The organism is Pseudomonas sp. BN606 (assembly GCF_029873115.1).
GTDB lineage: Bacteria > Pseudomonadota > Gammaproteobacteria > Pseudomonadales > Pseudomonadaceae > Metapseudomonas.
On sequence record NZ_SSOF01000057.1, the window covers coordinates 109,995 to 133,671 of the forward strand.

General features: G+C 64.6%; 25 protein-coding genes. 15 read left to right on the forward strand and 10 right to left on the reverse strand.

Annotated features, from left to right (window positions below; genetic code table 11):
• Positions 1-19: 19 nt before the first annotated feature.
• Positions 20-451 carry a DUF4399 domain-containing protein gene (locus E8E75_RS09860; protein WP_280358634.1) on the reverse strand — a complete coding sequence of 144 codons (432 nt, stop codon included), beginning with the start codon at positions 449-451 and terminating at the stop codon, positions 20-22.
• 125 nt (positions 452-576) lie between these two features.
• Between E8E75_RS09860 and E8E75_RS09865 the strand changes: the two genes are divergently transcribed.
• The gene (locus E8E75_RS09865; RefSeq protein ID WP_120653574.1) at positions 577-1,107 is read left to right on the forward strand and encodes a transporter substrate-binding domain-containing protein; all 531 of its coding nucleotides are present in this window, start codon (positions 577-579) and stop codon (positions 1,105-1,107) included.
• A gap of 3 nt (positions 1,108-1,110) precedes the next feature.
• On the opposite strand, the gene E8E75_RS09870 is transcribed toward E8E75_RS09865, so the two are convergent.
• Positions 1,111-1,602, reverse strand: coding sequence for a DUF523 domain-containing protein (locus E8E75_RS09870; protein WP_153918726.1), 492 nt, complete (start codon positions 1,600-1,602; stop codon positions 1,111-1,113).
• Positions 1,603-1,824: 222 nt separating this feature from the next.
• Between E8E75_RS09870 and E8E75_RS09875 the strand changes: the two genes are divergently transcribed.
• Positions 1,825-2,382, forward strand: a complete 558-nt coding sequence (locus tag E8E75_RS09875) for a DUF6160 family protein (protein WP_120653576.1) — start codon at positions 1,825-1,827, stop codon at positions 2,380-2,382.
• Between the two features lie 12 nt (positions 2,383-2,394).
• On the opposite strand, the gene E8E75_RS09880 is transcribed toward E8E75_RS09875, so the two are convergent.
• On the reverse strand, positions 2,395-3,012 hold the full coding sequence (locus tag E8E75_RS09880; protein ID WP_120653577.1) for a 2OG-Fe(II) oxygenase: 618 nt from the start codon (positions 3,010-3,012) through the stop codon (positions 2,395-2,397).
• Positions 3,013-3,218: 206 nt separating this feature from the next.
• On the opposite strand from E8E75_RS09880, the gene E8E75_RS09885 reads away from it, so the two are divergent.
• The gene (locus tag E8E75_RS09885; protein ID WP_153918724.1) at positions 3,219-3,974 is read left to right on the forward strand and encodes a DUF2059 domain-containing protein; all 756 of its coding nucleotides are present in this window, start codon (positions 3,219-3,221) and stop codon (positions 3,972-3,974) included.
• An 81-nt stretch (positions 3,975-4,055) separates the two neighbouring features.
• Here E8E75_RS09885 and E8E75_RS09890 read toward each other — a convergent pair whose 3' ends face one another.
• The gene (locus tag E8E75_RS09890; RefSeq protein WP_120653579.1) at positions 4,056-4,997 is read right to left on the reverse strand and encodes an alpha/beta hydrolase; all 942 of its coding nucleotides are present in this window, start codon (positions 4,995-4,997) and stop codon (positions 4,056-4,058) included.
• A 121-nt stretch (positions 4,998-5,118) separates the two neighbouring features.
• Here E8E75_RS09890 and E8E75_RS09895 point away from each other — a divergent pair, with 121 nt between their 5' ends.
• Positions 5,119-5,694, forward strand: a complete 576-nt coding sequence (locus E8E75_RS09895) for a DUF6436 domain-containing protein (RefSeq protein WP_120653580.1) — start codon at positions 5,119-5,121, stop codon at positions 5,692-5,694.
• On the opposite strand, the gene E8E75_RS09900 is transcribed toward E8E75_RS09895, so the two are convergent.
• Positions 5,691-6,731, reverse strand: coding sequence for an AraC family transcriptional regulator (locus E8E75_RS09900; protein WP_153918722.1), 1,041 nt, complete (start codon positions 6,729-6,731; stop codon positions 5,691-5,693). The two genes, E8E75_RS09895 and E8E75_RS09900, sit on opposite strands and share 4 nt — an antisense overlap.
• 112 nt (positions 6,732-6,843) lie before the next feature.
• On the opposite strand from E8E75_RS09900, the gene E8E75_RS09905 reads away from it, so the two are divergent.
• Positions 6,844-9,225, forward strand: coding sequence for a penicillin acylase family protein (locus tag E8E75_RS09905; RefSeq protein ID WP_153918720.1), 2,382 nt, complete (start codon positions 6,844-6,846; stop codon positions 9,223-9,225).
• Positions 9,226-9,367: 142 nt separating this feature from the next.
• Here E8E75_RS09905 and E8E75_RS09910 read toward each other — a convergent pair whose 3' ends face one another.
• The 5 genes from E8E75_RS09910 to pilT form a co-directional block, all read right to left on the reverse strand.
• Complete coding sequence (locus E8E75_RS09910) at positions 9,368-10,552, reverse strand: PLP-dependent aspartate aminotransferase family protein (protein WP_120653583.1); 1,185 nt, start codon at positions 10,550-10,552, stop codon at positions 9,368-9,370.
• A complete protein-coding gene (locus E8E75_RS09915; RefSeq protein ID WP_120653584.1) occupies positions 10,549-11,928 on the reverse strand; it encodes a pyridoxal-phosphate dependent enzyme in 1,380 nt (459 codons plus the stop codon). Before E8E75_RS09915 ends, E8E75_RS09910 begins: the two co-directional genes overlap by 4 nt.
• A gap of 145 nt (positions 11,929-12,073) precedes the next feature.
• Positions 12,074-12,469 carry a TM2 domain-containing protein gene (locus E8E75_RS09920; RefSeq protein ID WP_120653585.1) on the reverse strand — a complete coding sequence of 132 codons (396 nt, stop codon included), beginning with the start codon at positions 12,467-12,469 and terminating at the stop codon, positions 12,074-12,076.
• Positions 12,470-12,544: 75 nt separating this feature from the next.
• On the reverse strand, positions 12,545-13,690 hold the full coding sequence (locus E8E75_RS09925) for a PilT/PilU family type 4a pilus ATPase (protein WP_120653586.1): 1,146 nt from the start codon (positions 13,688-13,690) through the stop codon (positions 12,545-12,547).
• A 27-nt stretch (positions 13,691-13,717) separates the two neighbouring features.
• Entirely contained in the window at positions 13,718-14,752 is a 1,035-nt protein-coding gene (pilT, locus tag E8E75_RS09930) for a type IV pilus twitching motility protein PilT (protein ID WP_028629028.1), read from the reverse strand.
• 163 nt (positions 14,753-14,915) lie between these two features.
• Here pilT and E8E75_RS09935 point away from each other — a divergent pair, with 163 nt between their 5' ends.
• The 10 genes from E8E75_RS09935 to hemW all read left to right on the forward strand — a co-directional run bounded on the left by E8E75_RS09935 (position 14,916) and on the right by hemW (position 23,628).
• Positions 14,916-15,611: a YggS family pyridoxal phosphate-dependent enzyme gene (locus tag E8E75_RS09935; RefSeq protein ID WP_153918718.1), complete on the forward strand. Its 696-nt coding sequence runs from the start codon at positions 14,916-14,918 to the stop codon at positions 15,609-15,611.
• Between the two features lie 10 nt (positions 15,612-15,621).
• On the forward strand, positions 15,622-16,440 hold the full coding sequence (gene proC / locus E8E75_RS09940) for a pyrroline-5-carboxylate reductase (RefSeq protein WP_120653588.1): 819 nt from the start codon (positions 15,622-15,624) through the stop codon (positions 16,438-16,440).
• Positions 16,441-16,450: 10 nt separating this feature from the next.
• Positions 16,451-17,044, forward strand: coding sequence for a YggT family protein (locus E8E75_RS09945; RefSeq protein WP_120653589.1), 594 nt, complete (start codon positions 16,451-16,453; stop codon positions 17,042-17,044).
• A gap of 7 nt (positions 17,045-17,051) precedes the next feature.
• A complete protein-coding gene (locus E8E75_RS09950; protein WP_120653590.1) occupies positions 17,052-17,348 on the forward strand; it encodes a DUF167 domain-containing protein in 297 nt (98 codons plus the stop codon).
• A gap of 210 nt (positions 17,349-17,558) precedes the next feature.
• Positions 17,559-19,547, forward strand: coding sequence for a dynamin-like GTPase family protein (locus E8E75_RS09955; protein ID WP_120653591.1), 1,989 nt, complete (start codon positions 17,559-17,561; stop codon positions 19,545-19,547).
• A gap of 110 nt (positions 19,548-19,657) precedes the next feature.
• On the forward strand, positions 19,658-20,797 hold the full coding sequence (locus tag E8E75_RS09960) for a homoserine O-acetyltransferase (protein ID WP_120653592.1): 1,140 nt from the start codon (positions 19,658-19,660) through the stop codon (positions 20,795-20,797).
• Positions 20,798-20,800: 3 nt separating this feature from the next.
• Positions 20,801-21,421, forward strand: a complete 621-nt coding sequence (gene metW, locus E8E75_RS09965) for a methionine biosynthesis protein MetW (protein WP_120653593.1) — start codon at positions 20,801-20,803, stop codon at positions 21,419-21,421.
• 16 nt (positions 21,422-21,437) lie between these two features.
• On the forward strand, positions 21,438-21,857 hold the full coding sequence (locus tag E8E75_RS09970; RefSeq protein ID WP_077524144.1) for a DUF4426 domain-containing protein: 420 nt from the start codon (positions 21,438-21,440) through the stop codon (positions 21,855-21,857).
• A complete protein-coding gene (gene rdgB / locus E8E75_RS09975; protein WP_120653594.1) occupies positions 21,854-22,447 on the forward strand; it encodes an RdgB/HAM1 family non-canonical purine NTP pyrophosphatase in 594 nt (197 codons plus the stop codon). The genes E8E75_RS09970 and rdgB overlap by 4 nt, the downstream gene beginning before the upstream one ends.
• Complete coding sequence (hemW, locus tag E8E75_RS09980) at positions 22,444-23,628, forward strand: radical SAM family heme chaperone HemW (RefSeq protein WP_120653595.1); 1,185 nt, start codon at positions 22,444-22,446, stop codon at positions 23,626-23,628. The genes rdgB and hemW overlap by 4 nt, the downstream gene beginning before the upstream one ends.
• Positions 23,629-23,677 lie beyond the last annotated feature (49 nt).

A 23,677-nucleotide genomic window follows, 5' to 3' on the forward strand; every position in this document is an offset into this window, starting at 1 on the left:
TTTTTCTTTTCCGGCGTCTTTACTTGACGATCACAGTGATCTTTTCCGCTATCACCGGCGGGTCCAGTGGCACATGGTTCTTGTCCCCCACCAGCAGTTGCAGGCTGTGTTTGCCGGGCGGAAGGGTGACCTGGGTTTCGGTCTGGCCCTTGCCGAAGTGGCGGACGTTATCGGTCATGGGCAGGGGCATATCCATCGCTGGCGCCTGGTCCAGGTCAATCAGCAGGTGGTGATGGCCAGTGGCGGGCGCATCGACGCCAGCCGGCGCGACGCCCATGCCCTGGAGGCCGAATTTCACCGTGAAGGTCTGGCCAACGGTGGCGCCATCAGCCGGTTCGATGAAGTACACCTTTGCGCCATCCGGCGCCGGGGTGCGCGGAACAGCCGCGTGGGTGGCGGTGGCGGCGCCAAGCAGCAGGGCGCCAAGGCTCAGGAAAGACAAAGTCCTCATTACACATCTCCATGTTTTTGTGAGCCAGACACCAGACCCGATGCAACCAGTTAGGTTCACTCGCTGTCCGAGCAAGGCGCTGCACCCGCGCCAGCGAAAAACATAACGAGACGAGGAAGTTCCCCATGCGCCTGCTTTACTGCCTGCCCACTCTATTCGCCCTATTGAGCCCCCTGGCCCAGGCCGAACTGCTTGACGATGTATGGGAACGCGGCAGCCTGCGCATTGCCCTGGAGGAGAACAATCCACCCTACAGCTACCGGGAAAACGACAAACTGACCGGCTTCGACGTGGCGCTGGGGCGCGCCCTGGCTGCGGAGATGAATGTGGATGCGGAGTTCGTCGTGGACGACGACGGCAAGATGCTCGAAGGCTTGCAGAGCGGTCGCTACGACATTGCCCTGGACCGCGTCGCGGCACCAGCTGAGGGCGAGCAGACCCTGGAGTTCAGCGAACCCTACGTCTTCCCGGTAAGCGAGAGTGAGGGCAACCTGGCGCAGCCTATGACGATTCCCTTCCAGAAGGGCAATCCCGCCTTCCGCGACACCCTCAACCGCGCCCTGACCAAGCTGCGCAGCGAGGGCAAGCTCGGTGCGTTGTCTGCGCAATGGCTGGGCAAGGATCTCAGCCAGCCCCCGGCTGCCGCCAAGCGTTGAACCTCAGTCTTCGTCCAGTTCGGCCAGGCGTGCAGCCGCCTGGGCCAGTTCCTCTTCGCTGAAGACTTCGACACCCGCGCGGCGCAGGGCTGCGGCGGTAACGCCTTCACCGGCGACTCGAACGCCGCTGAAACTACCGTCATAGTTTTCCCGATTGCCGCAGGATGGGCTGCGGGCCTTGAGCAACGCGATACGGATGCGGTTACGCGCCACCAGATCCAGAGCGATGCGCGCACCGGTGACGAACGCGTCGGTCACATCCTGGCCGTCGTCGGTGAGCACCGGCAGCTCGCCGTCCAGCACAGCGGCGCCGCGACCGCCGGCGATCTCGGCCGCTGCCCGCGGCGTCGGCAAGCCACCGGCCACTTCCGGGCAAAGCGGCACGATGCGCCCCTCCGCCTGCCAGCGCTCCAACAGGTCGAACGGGCCGTGGGCGCCACCGTCATAGCGTACTTTCTGCCCAAGCAGGCAACGACTGACCAGGATCTTCTGCATATTCATCTCCAGAGGGGCGCCTTCGAGGTCACCCCGGGTAACAACTGCGCCACCTGCGCGAAGTGGCGCCTGATCGAAGGTAGGGCCTGGGCCCGTTAACTGCCAAGCCGTTCTCAAAGGCAGGCGACAGGATTCCCCATCCTTCGGCGGGAAGCACTCTTCGCCACTGGCTGTGGCTCCCGCGGCCCTCCAGACTGCGCGCAACCTGCACAGGAGCGTGCCATGCCCAGAACAACGAACTACCTGCGACTCGCACTGGCTTGCGGCACCGCCCTGCTCAGCGGCACCGGCCAGGCAGCCCTTGAATCCCTGGATAACCAGGCTCTCAGCGAAATCAGCGGCCAGGCCGGAATCAACCTGCGCCTGGATGTCATGGCGCGCATCGACAGCATCAGCTGGAACGACGATGGCGGCAGCCTGTCATTGCGTAATGTGCGCATCGACAACGGCTGCCTCAAGCCTGGCGACTGCCCCAATGGTGCGGGCGGCAGCTTTCCCCTGGGCGCTGCGCAACTCGGCCTCACGCTCCCCATCTTCGGCGTCGATCAGCCGACCCTGAAGGTCGACGTGGTGAAGAACTCAGCCGGTACCCAGCAAGTCCGCCTGGAACTGCCCGATCTCACCACCATCAACGAACAACTCCAGGGCAGTGGCATTCCGGCCCAGCGCATCCGCGTGCGGGTCGCCGCCGACATGCACATTGGCGAGAGCCGGATCGGTAGCCTGGAAATTCGCGATATCACCGACCTGCGCGGCAACTTCAGGGTCTGGGGCCACTGACAGGCACGAGCTTCAGAGCGGCCCGCCGCGGCGACGGAACCATCCGGCGAGGGACAGGCGCTCGCGGTTCGCCGGCAGGACCTCATGGGGCAGTTCCGCGGACAGGAACACCACCAGGCTGCCGCCCTCGGGCAGCACATCCCGTTCACCTTGCGCCAGGTACAGGCGCAAGGCACCGCCCTGCTCCGGCTGCCAGTCGGCATTCAGGTAGGCCACCACCGACACGGCCCTGCGGTCATCGTCGCGAAAACGGTCCAGGTGCTTCTGGTAGAAGGCCCCGGGCGGATAGCAGGCGAAGTGGCATTCGAAATCTTCCAGGCCCAGGTAAAGCTCACGGTTGAGGAGCTGGCGCAACTCGTCCATCAACGCAAGATAGGCATCACTGGCGGCCGACTGGCCGGGCTCCAGCCACTGGATACGATCACCGCGCACCCCTTCACGAATCTGCTGCCCTTCGCCACGCCCGACGGAAGCGGGCGCGAGTGTTCCGGCAGCCCCGCGAGCACGGCACTCATCCGCGAGGGCATTGGTGAGGTCGACGGGCAGCATCAGGCACTGGTGGGACCATCCCTGGCTGGCCAGGTCATCAGCGATCGGGGTGAGCACGGGGTGATCTGCGGGTAGCGGCATGATTCCGGAATTCTACCAGCGAGCAGGAAATTACCTACATACACCGATGAAGATTCCGACACCTCGACAATAAAGCCCGAGTCCGCTGAGAATAGCCGCACGCTCAACCCCGCAACGCCCACCCGCCGCCACCGCCCTGCCCGCCGAACCGATGCCGTACGCGTGGGTCCGATACGAACAGCGGACTGCGTCATCAAGGAGACCCCATGCGCCTGCTCTTCGCCGTCACCCTCCTCCTCTTCGGTTTGCCTGCCCTGGCCGACGACCACGCCAGCCTTTACCAGGCGGCCGGCTGGCCGGAGCAGCGCGCGCACTTCAACGACGCCCTGACGGCGGCCCAGCAGCGTTACCAGAAGACCTTGCCGCCGGCGGTCTACCAGGCACTGGTGGACAACAGCAACCGTCGCTTCCAGCCCCAGTCCATCGACCAGCGCGCCCAGGTTGCGCTGCGTAGCCAATTACAGGACCCGCGTCCGGCACTGACCTTCTTCCAGTCGCCACTGGGCCGCAAGATCATTGCTGCAGAAACCCTGGCCACCCGCCGCGACCAGTTGGCGATGCACGCCAATGGCCTGCCGCGCATCGAGGCCGAAGCCACCCGCCGTCTGCTCATTGGCCACCTGGCCCAGGCCTTGCCGGCCCGTGAAGCCGGTGCGGAGGTCAGCCTGGCGCTGGCCGGCGTCGCTGCCGACAGCCTGAGTCAGATGCTTCCCGGCCTGCTCGGTGGCGGCCAGGCCCAGGGCATGATCGATGGCCAGCGCCAGCGCCTGATGGAGCAGATCGGCAACGATCTGGATAACACCCTGCTCTACGTCTATCGCGACCTTTCCGACCCGGAACTGGAAGAGTTCGTCACCTTTGCCGAATCAACCGACGGCAAGGCCTACTACCAGGCCGCGCTGGCCGCCGTGCGGGCCGGCCTTGCCGTGGGCCAGGACGCCTCCGCCAAGCAGGGGCTCTGAACGTTTCTCGCAGGTTGGCGCTGAGCGCAGTGAAGCCCGACAAAGGGGCCTTCAAGCAGCTCCGCCCCCGACCTACGAAAACTACCCCAGCCTTTCTCGCAAGAAACTGAAGTACCGCTCCCGATAAGCCGGCGATTCATTCACCAGGTGATGGCCGGCCCCCTCCAGCATTAGCACTTCGGGCTGGTCGAACTTTTCAGCCAGCACCGCCAGGTTGTGACGCCAGTCCACCGTCATGTCACCGTCCCCCTGGATCACCAACGGCCGGCGCCGGCTGCGTTGCGCCTTCTCGATACGGGGCACCCAGCGTGCCAGGGCACCGACCCAGGCAGTGGGCAGGGTTTGTGGCTGCAGCGGGTCCTTGTGGTGGACGAATTCGATGAACTCGGCATCGCTGGAGTTGACGCTGAATCGACGGGGAATGCCTTCGACGAAATGCCGCATCAACTGATAGCTGAACTTCGACCAGGCCCAGGCACGCGGCCGCACCAACGGGGCGAACAGCAGGGTCTCGCCCAGCTCCGGGCGTGGCGTACCTGTTAGCAGGTAATCCAGCAGGATTGCACCGCCGGTGCTCTGCCCGGCCAGGTGCCAGGGCTGTGGCAGGCCCAACGCGTCAGCCTCGCCCAGCAGGGCCTGGAGAGCGGCCTGATACTCGGCGAAATCGCCGATGCTGGCCCGCGTCCCGCTGGACAGCCCGTGGCCGGGCAGGTCGCAGGCGATCACCGCGAAGCCCATGGCAAGCGCCCAGTCGACCAGATGGCCATAGAGTCCCATGTGGTCGTAGTAACCGTGCAGCATCACCAGGCTGGCGCGCGGCTCGGGCGGCAACCAGAGCTGGGTCACCAGCGAGTATCCGGCTGCCTCGACGCAACCCAGGCGTGCCTGCACCCCCGGATGGCGCGTAGCAAAGTCCAGCCGGTAAAAGGTGCGGTAGGTCTGTGCCTGGCGCAGGTCAGCGCCGCCTGCGGCCAAGGGTCGCAACAACGGGCGCAGGAGATCGGGCTGGAACGGGTCTGGCATCGGGCTTTCCCTGGATGAGGCAATTCTGTCCACAGGACCGCATGGGGTCCTGGCCGGCTGCCGATATTCTGCTGCCCGACGCAACGTGGCAAGCTACGCGCCCCCGCACAGGCCCGTCACAATGCGTGCACTCAATCCCAGAACCCTGATCACCAGCCTCGCCCTCCTCGCCTGCGTCGGCGCCATCCTGTTGGCCCTGCGCTGGTACGAGTCGCGCTATGTGCGCCCTTTCAATACACAGGCCACGGTGTTCTCCGGCGAGCAGCTGCGTCTACCGGCCGAGCTCGCTGGCCCGGGCCCGATCCGCCTGGTGCACTTCTGGGACCCGGCCTGCCCCTGCAACGCCGGCAACCAACAGCATCTCGCCGAACTGATTCAGCGCTTCGCGCCCCAGGGCGTGACCTTCCATGCGGTGCAGAAACCCGGCAGCAAAGGCCATTTGCCCCCTGGCCTGGAAGCTCTGCAGCCGCTGGCTATGATGCCCGGTTCCGAGCAACTGCCGGCGGTGCCCGCTGTGGGCATCTGGGACCGTGACGGCCGCCTCGCCTACTTCGGCCCCTACAGCGAAGGCGCGGTCTGCAACTCGGCCAACAGCTTCATCGAGCCCATTCTCGAAGCCTTGATCGACAACCGCCCGGTAAGCGCCAGCAGCACCCTGGCGGCGGGTTGCTTCTGCGCCTGGCGAAAGCCGAGCTAGCCAGCGCCGAGACGCGCGCGCCAGGCTTCCGGCGGCATCCCGTACCAACGACGAAAGGCCCGGTAGAAGGGCGACTGCTCGGAGAAGCCGCACTCCCGGGCCACCTCGCGCATGGCCCGGCCCTCTTGCAACAGCTCCACCGCGCGCAACTGCTGCACCGACTCGCGTACCCCCCGCAGGCTGCTGCCCTGTCCGGCCAGCGCCCGCTGCAAGCCGCCGGCGCTGAAACCCAGCTCCGCCGCGCAGGCTTCCAGCGAGCAATCCGCCTTGCCCAGGCGAACACCCAGCAGGTAACGCAGGCGATTGAGCAGGTCGTTTCCCACCAGCGCCTCCATCTGCGCCTCGGCGTGCTTCCAGAGCAGTTGGTGCAACTCTGGATTGGCGGTGCGCGACGGGCGCTTCAGCAGGGCCGTCGGGAACAGCAGGGCATCATGCTCGCGGCCGAATACCGGCAACAGACCGAACAAGCGCTGGTGTTCGCTCACCCGCGCCGGTCGGGCATGGCGGAACTGCACGCCGTCCAGACGGAACTCACCATCGGTAATGAAGCCCAGCAGCTTGGTGAAGAGCAGCGCCAGGCATTCCATCTGCTGGCGCAGCGACGAGAAGCCCAGGTAGTTGAGGTCGATCACCAGGCGCGCCACCGCACCTTCCACATGCAACTGGGCGACGAAGCCGCCGGAAAGGATGTGCTGGAAACGCAGGAAGCTCGCCAAAGCCTCGCCCAGGTCACGGCTGGCCAGTAGCAGATAGCCCACCACATCGAGCAGGCGCGGCTTCATGACCTCGCCCAGATGCAGGCCGATGTCGGGGTCGCCGATCAGTGCGTCGGCGGCCAGCCAGAATTGCGGCGCATCGTCGTGGCGTAGGCGGCCGTCCACCGGCGGTGGTCCCAGTCGGCGGTGCTGGTTGACGCCAAGATAAACCCGGCCAGGATCCAGGCCGAGCTCCGTCAGCGCTTCGTAGAGCAGGCGGCGCAAGGTAGCGGAGTGGGTCAGCGGGACGAAGCTGGCGGCGTCTGGCTCGGTGGCGGACATGGCGATTCCTCGTGCATTGACCGAAGACTTTCACCTAGCGCGTGTTTGGTCAATGCCTGCCAGCCCGGCCTTGGGGAGAATGCCGCGACCATAACAACAAGGAATTTCGTGCATGAAACGCACCCTGACCGTCCTGGCCGTCCTGATCGCAGCGGCTGCCGGCGGCGCCACCTGGTACAGCGAGAGCAAGAAGCCCGTGCGCGACGGCGAGCTTGCCATGGCCAACCTCCAGGCCCCGGTGACAGTGCGCTACGACGAGCGTGGCGTACCCCATATCCAGGCCGCCAACGAAGCCGACATGTACCGTGCCCTGGGCTTCGTCCATGCCCAGGACCGCCTGTTCCAGATGGAAATGCTGCGCCGCCTGTCGCGCGGTGAGCTTGCCGAAATCCTCGGCGCCCGCCTGGTGGACACCGACCGCCTGTTCCGCACCCTGGGAATCCGCGCCCACGCCGACGCTTACGCCAGCAAGATGGACAAGGACAGCCCGGCCACAAAGGCCCTGCAGGCCTATCTCGACGGCATCAACCAGTATCAGGACAGCCGCCCGGCACCGGTGGAGTTCGACCTGCTGGGTATCGAGAAGCGCCCCTTTACCATCGCCGACACCCTCTCCGTGGCCGGCTACATGGCCTACAGCTTCGCCGCCGCCTTCCGTACCGAGCCGGCGATCACCTACGTGCGTGATGAACTGGGCGCCGACTACCTGAAGGCCTTCGATCTCGACTGGCACCCCGAAGGCGTGATCGGCCAACCTCTCGCCCAGGGCGACTGGCAAGACCTCAACCGCCTCGCCCAGCTCAGCCAGCAAGCGCTGGTCGAAGCCGGCCTGCCACAGTTCGAGGGCAGCAATGCCTGGGCGGTTTCCGGCAGCCACACCGCCAGCGGCAAACCGCTGCTCGCCGGCGACCCGCATATCCGTTTCGCCGTTCCGGCGGTGTGGTACGAGGCGCAATTGAGCTATCCGGGCTTCGAGCTCTATGGCCACCACCAGGCCCTGAACCCGGTTGCGTCCCTGGGGCACAACCGGCAGTTCGCCTGGAGCCTGACCATGTTCCAGAACGATGACCTCGACCTGATCGCCGAAAAGAGCAATCCGGACAATCCCGACCAGGTCTGGTACCAGGGGCAGTGGGTCAACCTGGAAAGCCGCGAGGAAACCATCCAGGTCAAGGATGGCGAACCGGTGAAGCTGACCCTGCGCCGCTCGCCCCACGGCCCGATCATCAATGACGCCCTGGGCGCGGCCGCCGGCAAGACGCCGATCGCCATGTGGTGGGCCTTCCTGGAGACCGAGAACCCGATCCTCGATGCCTTCTACCAGCTCAACCGCGCGGACAGCCTGGACAAGGCCCGTGCCGCCTCCGAGAAAATCCATTCACCCGGCCTCAACATCATCTGGGCCAACGCCAGCGGTGACATCGGCTGGTGGGCTGCAGCGAAGCTGCCGCAACGCCCGGACGGCGTGAATCCCTACTTCATCCTCAACGGCAGTACCGGCGAAGCCGACAAGCCTGGCTATCTGCCCTTCAGCGCCAACCCCCACGAGGAAAATCCGCAGCGCGGCTTTATCGTCTCGGCCAACTATCAACCGCTGTCGCCGACCGGCGTCGCCATTCCGGGCTACTACAACTTGCCGGATCGCGGCGTACGCCTGAACCAGCGTCTGGCCGAGTCCGGCGTGAAGTGGGACGTGCAGAACAGCCAGGCGCTGCAACTGGACACCACCACCGGCTATGGCCCGCGCCTGCTCGCGCCGATCCTCGGCGACCTGCGTGCTGCCGCAACCGACGACGCCGAGCGCGGCCTGGTGGAGCAGCTCGCCAACTGGCAAGGCGACCACCCGCTGGATTCCACTGCCGCCACCCTGTTCAACCAGCTCACCTACGAGCTGTCCAATGCACTGATGCGCGACGAGCTGGGTGATGCCTTCTTCGACAGCCTGCTGCAGACGCGCATCCTGGACTCTGCCCTGCCGCGCCTGACCAATGAGCCGGCCTCGCCCTGGTGGGACAAACGCGATACACCGCAGAAGGAAACCCGCGCGGATGTGGTCAAGGCTGCCTGGCAGGCCAGCCTGGCGCACCTGAAGAAGACCCTCGGCGAAGACAGCTCGAAATGGCAGTGGGGCAACGGCCATACCCTGACCCACAGCCATCCGCTGGGGCAGCAGAAACCGCTGAACCTGCTGTTCAACGTCGGTCCCTTCGCCGCACCTGGCGGCCACGAAGTGCCCAACAACCTGTCCCAGCGCGTCGGCCCGGCACCCTGGGAAGTGTTCTATGGCCCCTCAACGCGCCGCCTGATCGACCTGGCGGACGCCGAACATGCCCTGGGCATCAACCCGGTGGGCCAGAGCGGCGTTCCTTTCGACCGTCACTACAAGGACCAGGCCGAGGCTTACATCCGTGGCGAGTACGTGCCGATGCACTTCGCCGAGGATGAGGTGAAAGCCAATAGCCGCGAGACGTTGAAGTTGGTGCCTGGGAACTGACTCCCTCCACCCGCCCCTCTCCCGCAAGCGGGAGAGGGGCGACTCAGGGCCTGACCTCCTGGCACAGAATGCCCCCTCTCCCTGAGGGAGAGGGCTGGGGAGAGGGGGAAGAGCCCCACCTCACGAAGTAGCGTTGACGTCCTCAAACCCTCCCCAACGCCTGCGCCAGGTCTGCGCGCAGGTCCTCCAGGTCTTCCACACCCACCGATAGCCGCACCAGCGAATCGCCAATGCCCAGCTCCGCGCGAATCTCCGCCGGGATGCTGGCATGGGTCATGATCGCCGGGTGCTCGATCAGACTCTCCACGCCGCCCAGGCTCTCGGCCAGGGTGAAGATTCGCACCGTTTCGAGGAAGCGCCGGGTTCCCGCCAGGTCGCTGGCCAGGTCCAGGGAGATCATCCCGCCGAAACCGTGCATCTGCCGCTGCGCCAGCACATGTTGCGGATGCGACTCCAGGCCAGGGTAGTAGACCCGCGCCACCTGAGGCTGGCACTCCAGCCAGCGAGCCAGTTCCAGGGCATTGCTGCAGTGGCGCTCCATGCGTAGCGCCAGGGTCTTCACCCCGCGCAGGGTGAGGAAGGCGTCGAAGGGCCCGGCGATTGCACCCACGGCGTTCTGCAGGAAACCCAGGCGCTCGCGCAGCGGCTCGCAGCGGCTGTCGCCGGAGACGATGGCGATGCCACCGATCACATCCGAGTGGCCATTGAGGTATTTGGTGGTGGAGTGCACCACCAGATCGAAGCCCAGGTCCAGCGGCCGCTGCACCCATGGGCTGGCGAAGGTGTTGTCGGCCGCGAGGATGATGCCGCGCCCTCGGCAAAGCGCCACGATGGCGCTGAGGTCGGCCAGGCGCAGCAGCGGGTTGCTCGGCGTTTCCACCCAGAGCATGCGGGTGTCGTCGGTGAGCGCCGCACCGATCGCACCGATGTCGCTGAAGTCGACGAAGCTGAAGCGGTGCCCGGCGCTGACCCTGCGCACCCGCTCGAACAGGCGGAAGGTGCCACCGTAGAGATCGTTGCTGGCGACGATGTGTGAACCGCTGTCGAGCAGCTCCAGCACCGTGGAGATTGCCGCCAACCCTGAGGCGAAGGCGAAGGCCTGGGCGCCGCCTTCAAGGTCCGCGACGCAGCGTTCCAGGGCCCAGCGCGTGGGGTTGTGGGAGCGCCCGTAGTCCAGCCCCTTGTGCACGCCGGGGCTTTCCTGCGCATAGGTGGAGTTGGCGTAGATCGGCGGCATGATGGCGCCGGTCGACGGGTCGGGCGCCTGGCCAGCATGGATCACGCGGGTGGCGAAGGCGCGCGGGAAGGTGTCGTCCTGCTGACTCATGCAAGGGTCCTCCGCAGGTGGTTAAGCAGGTCGGAACGGGTGATCAGGCCGTGGAAGCCAGACGCGTCGGCAATGATGGCGACCAGCCCACGGTCGAGCTCCGCCTGCAGTTCGGCCAGGCTGGCATTCGGCGCCAGGGTCTCCAGGCGGGCGGTCATGACGCTCGCCACCGGTTGGCGGAAGTGCGTGGCGTCGGTGTGCACGCCAAGCAGGATATCGGACTCATCCACCACCCCAGCCAGGTGCCCGTCCCGGAGCACCGGGAGCTGCGAGACATCCGCCAGGCGCATGCGCTGGAAGGCGGTGAGCAGGGTGTCGTCCGGCCCCACACTGATCACCCGGCCGTCCTCGTAACGCCGCGCGATGATGTCGCGCAGGTCGCCATAGCGCTTGCGCGCCAGCAGGCCCTGGTCGGTCATCCACTGGTCGTTGTAGATCTTAGAGAGGTAGCGGGTGCCGGTGTCGCAGACGAAGCTGACCACCCGCTTGGGCGTCTTCTGCTCGCGGCAATAGCGAAGCGCCGCGGCCAGCAGCGTGCCGGTGGATGAACCGCCGAGTATCCCCTCGTTACGCAGCAACTCGCGGGCATGGCCGAAGCTTTCCTCGTCGCTGATGGAGTAGGCACGTCCCACGCTGGAGAGGTCGGCGATCCCGGGGATGAAGTCCTCGCCAATGCCCTCCACCGCCCAGGAGCCAGGGGTACCGAGGGTGCCACTGCGGGTGTATTCGGCAACGATGGAGCCCACCGGATCGGCCAGGACCATTTCCAGGTCGGGCTGCACTCGGCGGAAATAGCGGGTCAGGCCGGTAAGGGTGCCCGCCGATCCGACACCAACCACTATGGCGTCCACGTCCTGTCCGGTTTGCTGCCAGATTTCCGGGCCTGTGGTGCATTCGTGGGCCAGCGGATTGGCCGGGTTATTGAACTGATCGGCGAAGAAGGCGCCGGGAATCTGCCCGGCGAGACGGCCAGCCAGGTCCTGGTAGTACTCCGGATGGCCCTTGCCGACATCCGAGCGGGTAATGTGCACCTCGGCGCCCATGGCCTTCAGGTGCAGCACTTTCTCGGTGGACATCTTGTCCGGCACCACCAGTACCACGCGGTAGCCCTTGGCCCGGCCCACCAACGCCAAGCCCAGGCCAGTGTTGCCGGCCGTCGCCTCGACTATGGTGCCGCCGGGCTTCAACCGGCCATCACGCTCAGCGCTGCTGATCATGGCAATGCCGATGCGGTCCTTGATGGAGCCGCCGGGGTTCTGGGATTCGAGCTTGAGGAACAGGGTGCAGGGGCCGGTATCGAAGCGGGTGACCCGCACCAGCGGGGTGTTGCCGATCAGGTCGAGAACTGCGGGACGAACATCTTTGACACTGTTCATGGCGTCACCTCCTTGCGCAACCAGGCAGGGGGGCGAAGCGGGCGCCCCACGCTGGAACATAGGCCGCAAGGTGAGGTGTCGCCATGGGTTCCGACGAAGGGGGCGGCGCATCAAGGGCCGAGGCCCCCACAAGGAAAAGCGCAGTTCAGCGAGCGTTGAGCACCGAAACCTGGGTGTTCAGGGTCCAGAAGTCGTAGAGCACGCCGATCAGGAAGAAGCCGCCGGTTAGCAGGTAGAGGATGCCGCTGATCCACTTGCCCTGATACATGCGGTGCACGCCGAAGATGCCGAGGAAGGTCAGCAGGATCCAGGCGACGTTGTAGTCGTACTGGCCGGCGTTGAAGCGCAGGGCCGCTTCACGGTCCATGGCGGGAATCAGGAACAGGTCGATGATCCAGCCGATGAAGAACAGGCCAAGGGTGAAGAACCAGATGGTCCCGGTCACTGGCTTGCCATAGTAGAAACGATGGGAACCCAGGAATCCGAAGATCCAGAGCAGGTAGCCGATGGCCTTGCTGTGGGTGTCCTGACGGGTGTTCATGCTGCCTCCTGCAGTGTGTAGTCGAATCGGGCAAGAAGAAGCCCGCCGAAGCGGGCTTTTCCCTGGAGCGCGAGCTTAACGGAAGCGGCGCCCCGGATCTTCTTCGCTCACCTGCAGCGACAGACCATCGCTCATGTGCTGCAGGTGCTCACCATCGGTTTCCGAACCGAGCTTGATCATCAGGCGCAGGTCGTTCGCCGAGTCGGCGTAGAGCAGCGCATCTTCGTAGGTGATCTCGCCCTGGGAATAGAGGTTGTAGAGCGCCTGGTCGAAGGTCTGCATGCCGTGTTCGGTAGAGCGTTTCATCAGGCCCTTGAGCTCGTGGACCTCGCCCTTGCGGATCAGATCGGCGACCAGCGGCGTGTTCAGCAGTACTTCGATCACCGCGCGACGCCCCTTGCCGTCGGGGGTCGGCACCAGTTGCTGGGCGACGATGGCCTTGAGGTTCAGCGACAGGTCCATCCACACCTGCTGCTGCCGATCGGCGGGGAAGAAGTTGATGATACGGTCCAGCGCCTGGTTGGCGTTGTTGGCGTGCAGGGTGGCCAGGCACAGGTGACCGGTTTCCGCAAAGGCGATGGCGTGGTCCATGGTCTCGCGGGTCCGCACTTCGCCGATCAGGATCACGTCTGGCGCCTGGCGCAGGGTGTTCTTCAGGGCCACCTCGAAGGATTCGGTGTCGATGCCCACTTCACGCTGGGTGACGATGCAGCTCTGATGCTGGTGGATGAACTCGATCGGGTCCTCGATGGAAATGATGTGACCGCTGCTGTTCTTGTTGCGGTGGCCGATCATCGCCGCCAGAGAGGTGGACTTACCGGTACCGGTGGCGCCGACGAAGAGCACCAGGCCGCGTTTGGTCAGCGACAGCTGCTTGAGGATTTCCGGCAGCTTCAGCTCGTCGATGGTGGGGATGGTGGTCTCGATCCGACGCAACACCATGCCTACCAGGTTGCGCTGGTAGAAGGCACTGACCCGGAAGCGACCAATGCCCCGCGCACTGATGGCGAAGTTGCACTCGTGGTTCTCTGCGAAGTCGCGCCGCTGCTGTTCGTTCATCACGCCCATCACGGTTTCCCGCGTCATTTCCGGCGACATGGGGTTCTTGGTCACCGGCATGATCTTGCCATTGACCTTCATCGATGGCGGCACGCCCGCCGTGACGAAGAGGTCGGAACCGCCTTTTTCCACCATCAGGCGCAACAGTTTCTCGAATTCCATGACGTTCTCGCTGGCCGCTCAGGCGAATCAGAAGTTTTCCGGGCTCTTGGCCTTTTCCCGCGCGCTTTCACGACTGACCAGTCCCTTGGCGACAAGCCCCTTGAGGCACATGTCGAGGGTCTGCATGCCGAGCGAGCCGCCGGTCTGGATGGCGGAATACATCTGCGCCACCTTGTCTTCGCGAATCAGGTTACGGATTGCCGGGGTGCCGATCATGATCTCGTGAGCCGCCACCCGACCGCCGCCGATCTTCTTCAGCAGGGTCTGGGAAATCACCGACTGCAGGGACTCGGAGAGCATGGAGCGGACCATGGACTTTTCCTCGGCGGGGAATACGTCGACCACGCGGTCGATGGTCTTGGCCGCGGAGGTGGTGTGCAGGGTGCCGAATACCAGGTGACCGGTTTCCGCGGCGGTCAGCGCCAGGCGGATGGTCTCCAGGTCACGCATCTCACCCACCAGGATGATGTCCGGGTCTTCACGCAGTGCCGAGCGCAGGGCTTCGTTGAAGCCGAGCGTATCGCGGTGCACTTCCCGCTGGTTGATCAGGCACTTCTTCGATTCGTGGACGAATTCGATCGGATCTTCCACGGTGAGGATGTGGTGGTACTTGGTGCTGTTCAGGTAGTCGAGCATCGCCGCCAGCGTGGTGGACTTGCCCGAGCCGGTGGGGCCGGTGACCAGCACCAGGCCGCGGGGAACGTCTGAGATCTTCTTGAAGATCTCGCCCATCCCCAGGTCCTCCATGCTCAGCACCTTGGAAGGAATGGTCCGGAACACGGCGCCGGCGCCGCGGTTCTGGTTGAAGGCGTTGACCCGGAAACGTGCGACGCCCGGGACTTCGAAGGAGAAGTCTGTCTCGAGGAACTCCTCGAAATCCTTGCGCTGCTTGTCGTTCATGATGTCGTAGATCAACGCGTGGACCTGCTTGTGGTCCAGCGCCGGAAGGTTGATCCGGCGCACGTCGCCATCGACGCGAATCATGGGTGGCAGGCCGGCCGAGAGATGCAGGTCCGAAGCGCCCTGCTTGGCGCTGAAGGCAAGCAGCTCAGTAATGTCCATGGGGCTCCCCAATTCGAAGCAAACGGTTTGCAGACCGCTGAATGATCACTGCGCCAGGCTAGCGGCTCGCGAAGCCGACCAGCCTGGCCGTCGCTCGCTACATTTTTCAGCGGCAGTTAGAATGCCGCAGACCCCACTCAGGCCGGGCTGTAGAGCGCAGGTAATGTCCACGATAGCAGACAATATTGCAAAGGTTCGCGCGCGTATCCGTGAGGCGGCGCAAGCCTCCGGGAGAGAATTTTCCAGTATCGGCCTGCTGGCCGTGAGCAAGACCAAACCCGCAGCCGCAATCCGCGACGCGTTCGCCTCAGGAATCGTCGATTTCGGCGAAAACTATCTGCAGGAAGCCCTGACCAAGCAAATCGAGCTGGCCGACCTTCCGCTGACCTGGCATTTCATCGGCCCGATTCAGTCGAACAAGACCAAATCCATTGCTGAACATTTCCACTGGGTGCATTCGGTAGACCGCCTGAAGATCGCCGAGCGCCTTTCCGCCCAGCGCCCCGCCGGGATGCCGCCGCTGAACATCTGTCTACAGGTGAACGTCAGTGGCGAGGCCAGCAAATCCGGCTGCACCCCTGAGGAGCTGCCGGCCCTTGCCGCCGCTGTGAGCGACTTGCCGAACTTGCGCCTGCGCGGCCTGATGGCTATCCCGGAACCTACTGATGACCTGGCGGAGCAGCATGCCGCCTTCGCTCGCCTGCGCCAGTTGCAGGCAGCACTGAACCCCTCCCTGGACACCCTGTCCATGGGCATGAGCCATGACCTTGAAGCGGCCATCGCCGAAGGCGCCACCTGGGTGCGGATCGGCACCGCGCTATTCGGCGCCCGCGACTACGGCCAGCCTTCGCATTCATAAGGAAGCATTGATGAGCACTCCCCGCATTGCATTCATCGGCGCCGGCAACATGGCCGCCAGCCTGATCGGCGGCCTTCGCGCCCAGGGCGTCGCCGCCGACCATATCCGCGCCAGCGACCCCGGTGCAGAGCAGCGCGCGAAAGTCGCCGCCGAGCACGGCATAGAAGTGGTGGAAAGCAACGCCGACGCTGTACAAGGTGCGGACGTGGTGGTTCTCGCAACCAAGCCGCAAGTCATGAAAACCGTTTGCCAGGCCCTTGCGCCCAGCCTCAAGGACGGCCAACTGGTGGTCTCCATTGCCGCCGGCATCACCTGCGCCAGCCTGTCCACCTGGCTTGGCGCGCGCCCGATCGTACGCTGCATGCCCAACACTCCGGCGCTGCTGCGCCAGGGCGTCAGCGGCCTGTACGCCAACGCCGAGGTCAGCGCCGCCCAGCGCGAACAGGCCGAGCAGCTGCTGTCTGCCGTGGGCATCGCACTATGGCTGGACGAAGAGAAGCTGATCGACGCCGTGACCGCTGTATCCGGCAGCGGCCCGGCCTACTTCTTCCTGCTGATGGAAGCGATGACCGCCGCCGGCGAAAAACTCGGCCTGCCCCGCGCCACCGCCGAGCAGTTGACCTTGCAAACCGCCCTGGGTGCCGCGCGCATGGCGGTATCCAGTGACGTGGACGCCGCCGAGCTGCGCCGGCGCGTCACCTCGCCCAACGGCACCACCGAAGCGGCGATCAAGACTTTCCAGGCCGGAGGCTTTGAAGCCCTGGTGCAACAGGCCCTGAACGCCGCCGACCGGCGTTCTGCCGAACTGGCCGAACAACTGGGCCAATAAGGAGCTTTCGATGACCGGACTCAACACCGCCGCCATCTACGTGATCCAGACCCTCGGCAGCCTTTACCTGCTGATCGTCCTGCTGCGTTTCATCCTGCAACTGGTGCGCGCCGACTTCTACAACCCCCTGAGCCAGTTCGTGGTGCGCGCCACCAAACCGCTGCTCAACCCTCTGCGCAAGATCATCCCCGGCTTCGGCGGGCTCGATCTCGCCTCACTGGTGCTGGCGATCCTGGTCCAGCTCCTGCTGATGGTCGTCACCCTGACCCTGATGGGCTACGGCGTCGGCGGCTACCTGCTGCAGTTGCTGATCTGGTCGATCATTGGCGTCACCTCGCTGTTCCTGAAGGTGTTCTTCTTCGCCCTGATCATCAGCGTGATCCTGTCCTGGGTCGCGCCGGGCAGCTACAACCCCGGCGCGCAGCTGGTGAACCAGATCTGCGAGCCGCTGCTGATGCCGTTCCGCAAGCTGTTACCGAATCTCGGTGGCTTGGATATTTCGCCGATCTTCGCCTTCATTGCGCTGAAACTGCTGGATATGCTGGTCATCGGCAACCTCGCCGCCATGACCGGCATGCCGCAGATCCTCAGCCCATTCCTCTGATCTCCCAATGAGCTGGTATCGCTGGGCAGGAGAGGACCTGATCCTCGACTGCCACCTGCAGCCCAAGGCGAGCCGAGACGAGTTCGCCGGGCTGCACGGCGAGCGCCTGAAGATCCGCCTCACCGCACCACCGGTGGAAGGCAAGGCCAATACCCACCTGATGGCCTTCCTGGCAGAGGCCTTCGGTGTCTCCAAGAGCCAGGTGACCCTGGAAAGCGGTGAACTGAACCGCCAGAAGCGGGTACGTATCCGGTCCCCGCGAGCCCTCCCAGACCTTCCCGGATTGACCGCTCGGCAACCCTGACCGACCTTAAGGCGGGCATCGCCTGCCCGGCGATTGACGGCCATCCCCCAAGGCGCATAATGCCGAGCAATGACAGGCTGGCACTCTGCCTTTACCTCGTCCCGGAGCCGATCTCCGGCGGGCGTGGTGCGACCACCAGCGTCGTCGACAACCCGATTCGAGTTTTATCCATTCCCGTACGCAGGATGCGTGTTCACGAGGAGAGCCTGAATGAGCATGGAGCGTCTCAGTCAGCAAGTCGACGCCTACGTCGCCTGGAAACGTGAGTTGTTGCGGGAGATCACCCGCTATAGAAGCTGGCTGGAACATAACCGGCTCAACTCCGACGCACTCTCCACCAAACTGGAACGTGCTCAGCGCCTCCTGCGCACCGACCACATCACCCTGGCCTTCGTCGGCGAGTTCTCCCGCGGCAAGACCGAGCTGATCAACTGCCTGTTCTTCTCCGAGTTTGGCCAGCGCATGCTGCCATCCCAGGCTGGGCGCACGACCATGTGCCCCACCGAGCTGTTCTACGATCCTCGCTCCGAACGCTCTTACATCCGCCTGCTGCCCATCGAGTCACGCATGGCCGAAGCCAGCGTCTCTCAGTTCAAGCGGGCGCCCCGACACTGGGTGAACATCCCTCTGGACCCAAGCGACCCGGACAACATGATCCAGGCCTTCGCCCAGGTTGCGCGTACCAAGCCGATGCCAGTGGAGCAGGCCATCCAGCTCGGTTTCCACCCGGACATGCTCGACCCCACCGGCCGCCCCGGCGAAGTGCTGGTGCCGGCCTGGCGCCACGCCATGGTCAACTTCGATCATCCGCTGCTGCGCCAGGGCCTGCGCATCCTCGACACCCCCGGCCTGAATGCCCTCGGCAGCGAACCGGAGCTGACCCTGTCGATGTTGCCCGCCGCCCAGGCCATCGTCTTCCTGCTCTCGGCCGATACCGGCGTCACCGCCAGTGACATGGACGTCTGGCAGCAGCACATCCGCCAGCTTGATGAAGACACCCAGTCTCATCTGTTCGCGGTACTGAACAAGATCGACGTGCTCTGGGACGACCTCGCCGGCGAGAAATTTGTGCAGAACGCCATCCGCCGCATCCAGGAAACCACTGCCCGCCAGCTCGGCATCCGCAGCGACGAAGTGCTGCCGTTGTCGGCCAAGCAGGCGCTGCTGGCCAAGGTGCGCAACGACAGGGAGCTTCTCGCGCGCAGCCAGATCGGCGCGCTGGAAGAGCTGCTCTGCGATCGGATCGTCACGCAGAAGGAGCGCCTGATCGAGGATCACGTGGCGCATCAGATGATGGCCCTGCTGCAGAACAGCCTGCATGTGCTCAACCTGCGCCTGGAAAAAGTGCGAGAGCAGCAGGCGATGCTCGACAGCCACCAACAGGACAACGGCCAGATGCTCTTCGAGCTGACGGCGCGCACCAAACAGGATCATGCTCAGCACCACCGCCGCCTCCTCGGCCTGAAGACTAACCAGCGCCTGCTCAAGCGCCAGGGCGACGCCCTGCGCAATGCCGCCCGTACGGAGCACCTGGAAGAACACCTGGCACGTCTGCGCCGCGAACTCACCGGCAGCTGGACAACCGTCGGCATCAACCAGGGCATCCTGCACTTCTTCCGTTCCGTGGCGCTCGACCTGCACAACCTCGAACACGAAGCCGAGATGGCCAACAAGATGGTTGCGGCCATCTACCGCCGGCACAACGAAGAGAACCCGCTGAACGGGGTCGATGCGCCGCAGTTCAATGTGCAGCGCTACCTGCGCGAGCTTGGACAGCTGCGCTCCAAGGCCGACCAGTTCCGCCTGCATCCCAAGACCCTGCTGACCGAGCAACGCCAGCTCGGCAAACGTTTCTTCGACACTCTGGTGCAGGAAGTCATCGGCATGCACCAGCGCCTGCGCCTGGAAGTCGCACAATGGGCTGGCGATGCGCTGATGCCGCTGATGCAGCACACCCTGGAGCACAAGCAGCTTCTGGAAACCCACATGTTGCGCCTGAAGGCCCTGGCCCAGGAAACCCAGCTCACCCGCCAACGCGGTCAGCAGCTGGAGCGCTACACCGAGGAACTGGAGCAGCAGATCAGCGAAGCCAACGAAATGCTCCGGACTTTCCGCCTTCCCTCGCCGATGCAGCGGATGGGCAAGGTGGTCAACCTGCCTGTGGCAGCTCGCAAACAGCACGGTGGCGAGTCCGCCTGAACGCCCGCAGCGCCTGATTATTCAACGCTTTAGCCGCCGCCCCCTGCGCTTGCCGCAGGGGGCGGCGCTCTTTAGACTGGCGCCCTTCCCAGATTGAGAGCAGGGTCGCGATGCCCACCGCCATTCCCGCAGATTCCGTCGGCCTGGTCAGCCCCCAGGTACAGCACTTCAGCGAACCGCTGGCACTGGCCTGCGGCCGCAGCCTCGCCAATTACGAACTGGTTTATGAAACCTACGGCGAGCTGAATGCCGACCACAGCAACGCAGTGCTGATCTGCCATGCGCTCTCCGGCCATCATCACGCCGCTGGCTACCACAGCATGGAAGATCGCAAGCCGGGCTGGTGGGACAGTTGCATCGGTCCGGGCAAACCCATCGACACTCTGAAGTTCTTCGTCGTCAGCCTGAACAACCTCGGCGGTTGCAACGGTTCTACCGGTCCCTCCAGCATCAACCCGGCCACCGGTACCCCCTTCGGGGCCGACTTCCCGGTGATGACGGTGGAAGACTGGGTCCACAGCCAGGCGCGCCTCGCCGATACCCTGGGCATCCAGCAATGGGCCGCAGTGGTTGGCGGCAGCCTCGGCGGCATGCAGGCCCTGCAGTGGACCATCAGCTACCCGGACCGTGTACGCCACTGCCTGGCCATTGCCTCCGCGCCAAAGCTCTCGGCACAGAACATCGCCTTCAACGAAGTGGCGCGCCAGGCCATCCTCACCGACCCGGACTTCCACGGCGGGCACTTCCAGGACCAGGGCGTGATCCCCAAGCGCGGCCTGATGTTGGCGCGCATGGTCGGCCACATCACCTACCTGTCGGACGACGCCATGGGTGAGAAATTCGGCCGTGGCCTGAAAAGCGAGAAGCTCAACTACGACTTCCACAGCGTGGAGTTCCAGGTGGAAAGCTACCTGCGCTACCAGGGCGAGGAGTTCTCCGGGCGCTTCGACGCCAACACCTACCTGCTGATGACCAAGGCGCTGGACTACTTCGACCCGGCCGGTCCTCATGACGGCGACCTGGCACGCACCCTGGCTGGAGCCAAGGCGGACTTCTGCGTGATGTCCTTCACCACCGACTGGCGCTTCTCCCCGGCCCGCTCGCGGGAAATCGTCGATGCCCTCATCGCCGCGCGAAAGAACGTCAACTACCTGGAAATCGACGCCCCCCAGGGCCACGATGCCTTCCTCATGCCGATTCCGCGCTACCTCCAGGCCTTCAGCAGCTACATGAAAAGGATTGCGGTGTAACCCATGCGTGCCGACCTAGAAATCATCCAGGACTGGATTCCCGCCGGCAGCCGGGTGCTCGACCTTGGCTGCGGCCGTGGCGAGTTGCTGGCCTGGCTGCGCGACAACAAGCAGGTCAGCGGCTATGGCCTGGAAATCGACCCGGAAAACATCGCTCACTGCATTGACCGGGGCGTGAACGTGATCGAGCAGGACCTGGACAAGGGCCTGGGCAATTTCGCCAGCAACAGCTTCGACGTCGTGGTGATGACCCAGGCGCTGCAGGCCGTGCACTACCCCGATCGCATCCTCCAGGAAATGCTGCGGGTCGGCCGTGAGTGCATCATCACCTTCCCCAACTTCGGCCACTGGCGCTGCCGCTGGTACCTCGCTCGCTACGGCCGCATGCCGGTATCGGAATTCCTGCCCTACACCTGGTACAACACGCCGAACATCCACTTCTGCACCTTCAAGGACTTCGAGGCGCTATGCCGCGAAATGCAGGTGAAAGTGCTCGACCGACTCGCCGTGGACAACGAGCACCGGCACAACCTGCCCAGCCGCGTTTGGCCTAATCTGTTGGGTGAGATCGGCATCTATCGCGTCAGCGGCCCGAGTCTTGCGGATCACCGCGTCGCGGTCTGAACAAAGGAGGCACACCATGCGTCGTCTAGCCCTGTTCCTTTTCGCCCTTTGCCTGGCGCTGCCGGCAGCCGCCGAGCGCAAACAGACCTTTGGCGACCTGGACGTGCACTACAACGCGTTCAACTCGAGTTTCCTGCAGCCGGACATCGCCGCCGCCGTGGGCCTGACCCGCAGCAAGACCCAAGGCGTGGTCAACGTCGCTGTGCTCAAGGCTGGCAAGGCCAGCACGGCCCAGGTCAGCGGCCAGGTAAAGAACCTGCTTGGCCAGGTCACGCCACTGCAGTTCAAGCAAATCAGCGAAGGCGAGGCCATTTACTACCTCGCGCAGTTCCCCTTCAACGAGCGTGAAATGCTCAATTTCACCCTCAATGTGCAACGCGGAGACGAAGCCGCCCATAGCTTCAGCTTCGACCAGGAATTCTTCCCCGACGAATGATGCCCTTCAATGAACTGGTGCTGGCCAGCCACAACGCCGGCAAACTCAAGGAACTCCAGGCCATGCTCGGCGACAGCGTGAAAGTGCGCTCCATCGCCGAGTTCAGCGACGTCGAGCCGGAAGAAACCGGCCTGTCCTTCGTCGAGAACGCCATTCTCAAGGCCCGCAATGCGGCAAAGGTGTCCGGCTTGCCGGCGCTGGCCGACGACTCCGGCCTGGCGGTGGACTTCCTCGGCGGTGCGCCGGGCATCTACTCGGCACGCTATGCCGACGGCAAGGGCGACGCGGCGAACAACGCCAAACTGCTCGAGGCCCTGAGCGACGTCCCCGAGGCCGAGCGCGGCGCGCAGTTCATCTGCAGCCTGGCGCTGATGCGCCACGCCGATGACCCGCTGCCGATCCTCTGTGAAGGCATCTGGCGCGGCAGCATCCTGTTCGAAGCCCGTGGCGAGCAGGGCTTCGGCTACGACCCGCTGTTCTGGGTCCCCGAATGCGGCTGCTCCAGCGCCGAACTGTCTCCGATCGACAAGAACCAACTCAGCCACCGCGCCCGTGCCATGGCCCTGCTCAAGCAGCGGCTGGGTATATGAAAGGCACGGCCTCGCACCCGGAGGCTGGAGACCGGGAGATCGGCTTCCAGCTCCCGCCCCTGGCGCTCTATGTCCATATCCCCTGGTGCGTGCGCAAGTGCCCCTACTGCGACTTCAACTCTCATGCCGCAGGCTCCGAACTGCCTGAAGAGGCCTACATCGATGCCCTGCTTGCGGACATGGACCAGGACCTCGGCCATGTCCATGGTCGCTCACTGACGTCGATCTTCTTCGGTGGCGGCACACCCAGCCTGTTCAGTGCCAACGCCATCGGAAGGTTGCTGGATGGCGTGGAGCAGCGGGTACCCTTCGCCCGCGATATCGAGATCACCCTCGAAGCCAACCCCGGCACCTTCGAGCAGGCCAAGTTCGCCGCGTACCGGCAGCTCGGCATCAACCGTCTCTCCATCGGCGTACAGAGCTTCCAGGAAGCCAAGCTCAAGGCCCTGGGACGCATCCACAACGGCGAAGAAGCCGTGCGCGCTGCCGACATGGCTCGCAAGGCCGGCTTCGATAATTTCAACCTGGATCTGATGCACGGCCTGCCCGACCAGTCCCAGGAAGATGCCCTGGAAGACCTGCGCACAGCCATCGCCCAGGGACCGACGCACCTCTCCTGGTACCAGCTGACCATGGAGCCAAACACGGTGTTCTGGAACCAGCCGCCGGAGCTGCCCGAGGACGACATCCTTTGGGACATCCAGGAGGCCGGTCAGGCGCTACTGGCCGAAGAGGGGTACGCGCAGTACGAAGTGTCCGCCTATGCCCGTGACGGCCAGCGCGCACGGCACAACCTCAACTACTGGAGCTTCGGCGACTTCCTCGGCATCGGTGCCGGCGCCCACGCCAAAATGAGCAGCCCGGAAGGCCGCATCATCCGCAGCTGGAAAACCCGCCTGCCGAAGGACTATCTGGATTCCTCCAAACGCTTCCAGGCCGGCGAACGCCACCTCGACCATGACGAACTGCCCTTCGAATTCCTCATGAACGTGCTGCGCCTCACGGACGGCGTGCCCGCGGAGTTGTTCACTCAGCGCACCGGCATGCCGCTGGCCAGCCTGGCAGCGGCGCGTAGCGAAGCAGAGGCCCGCGGTCTACTGCTGAAGGACCCGCAACGCCTGGTTGCCACCCGCGAAGGCCAGCTGTTCCTCAACGACCTGCTGCAGCATTTCCTGCCTTGACGGGCACACCACGGATTTGGAATCGTCTGCCCCCGAACCATTTCGCCAA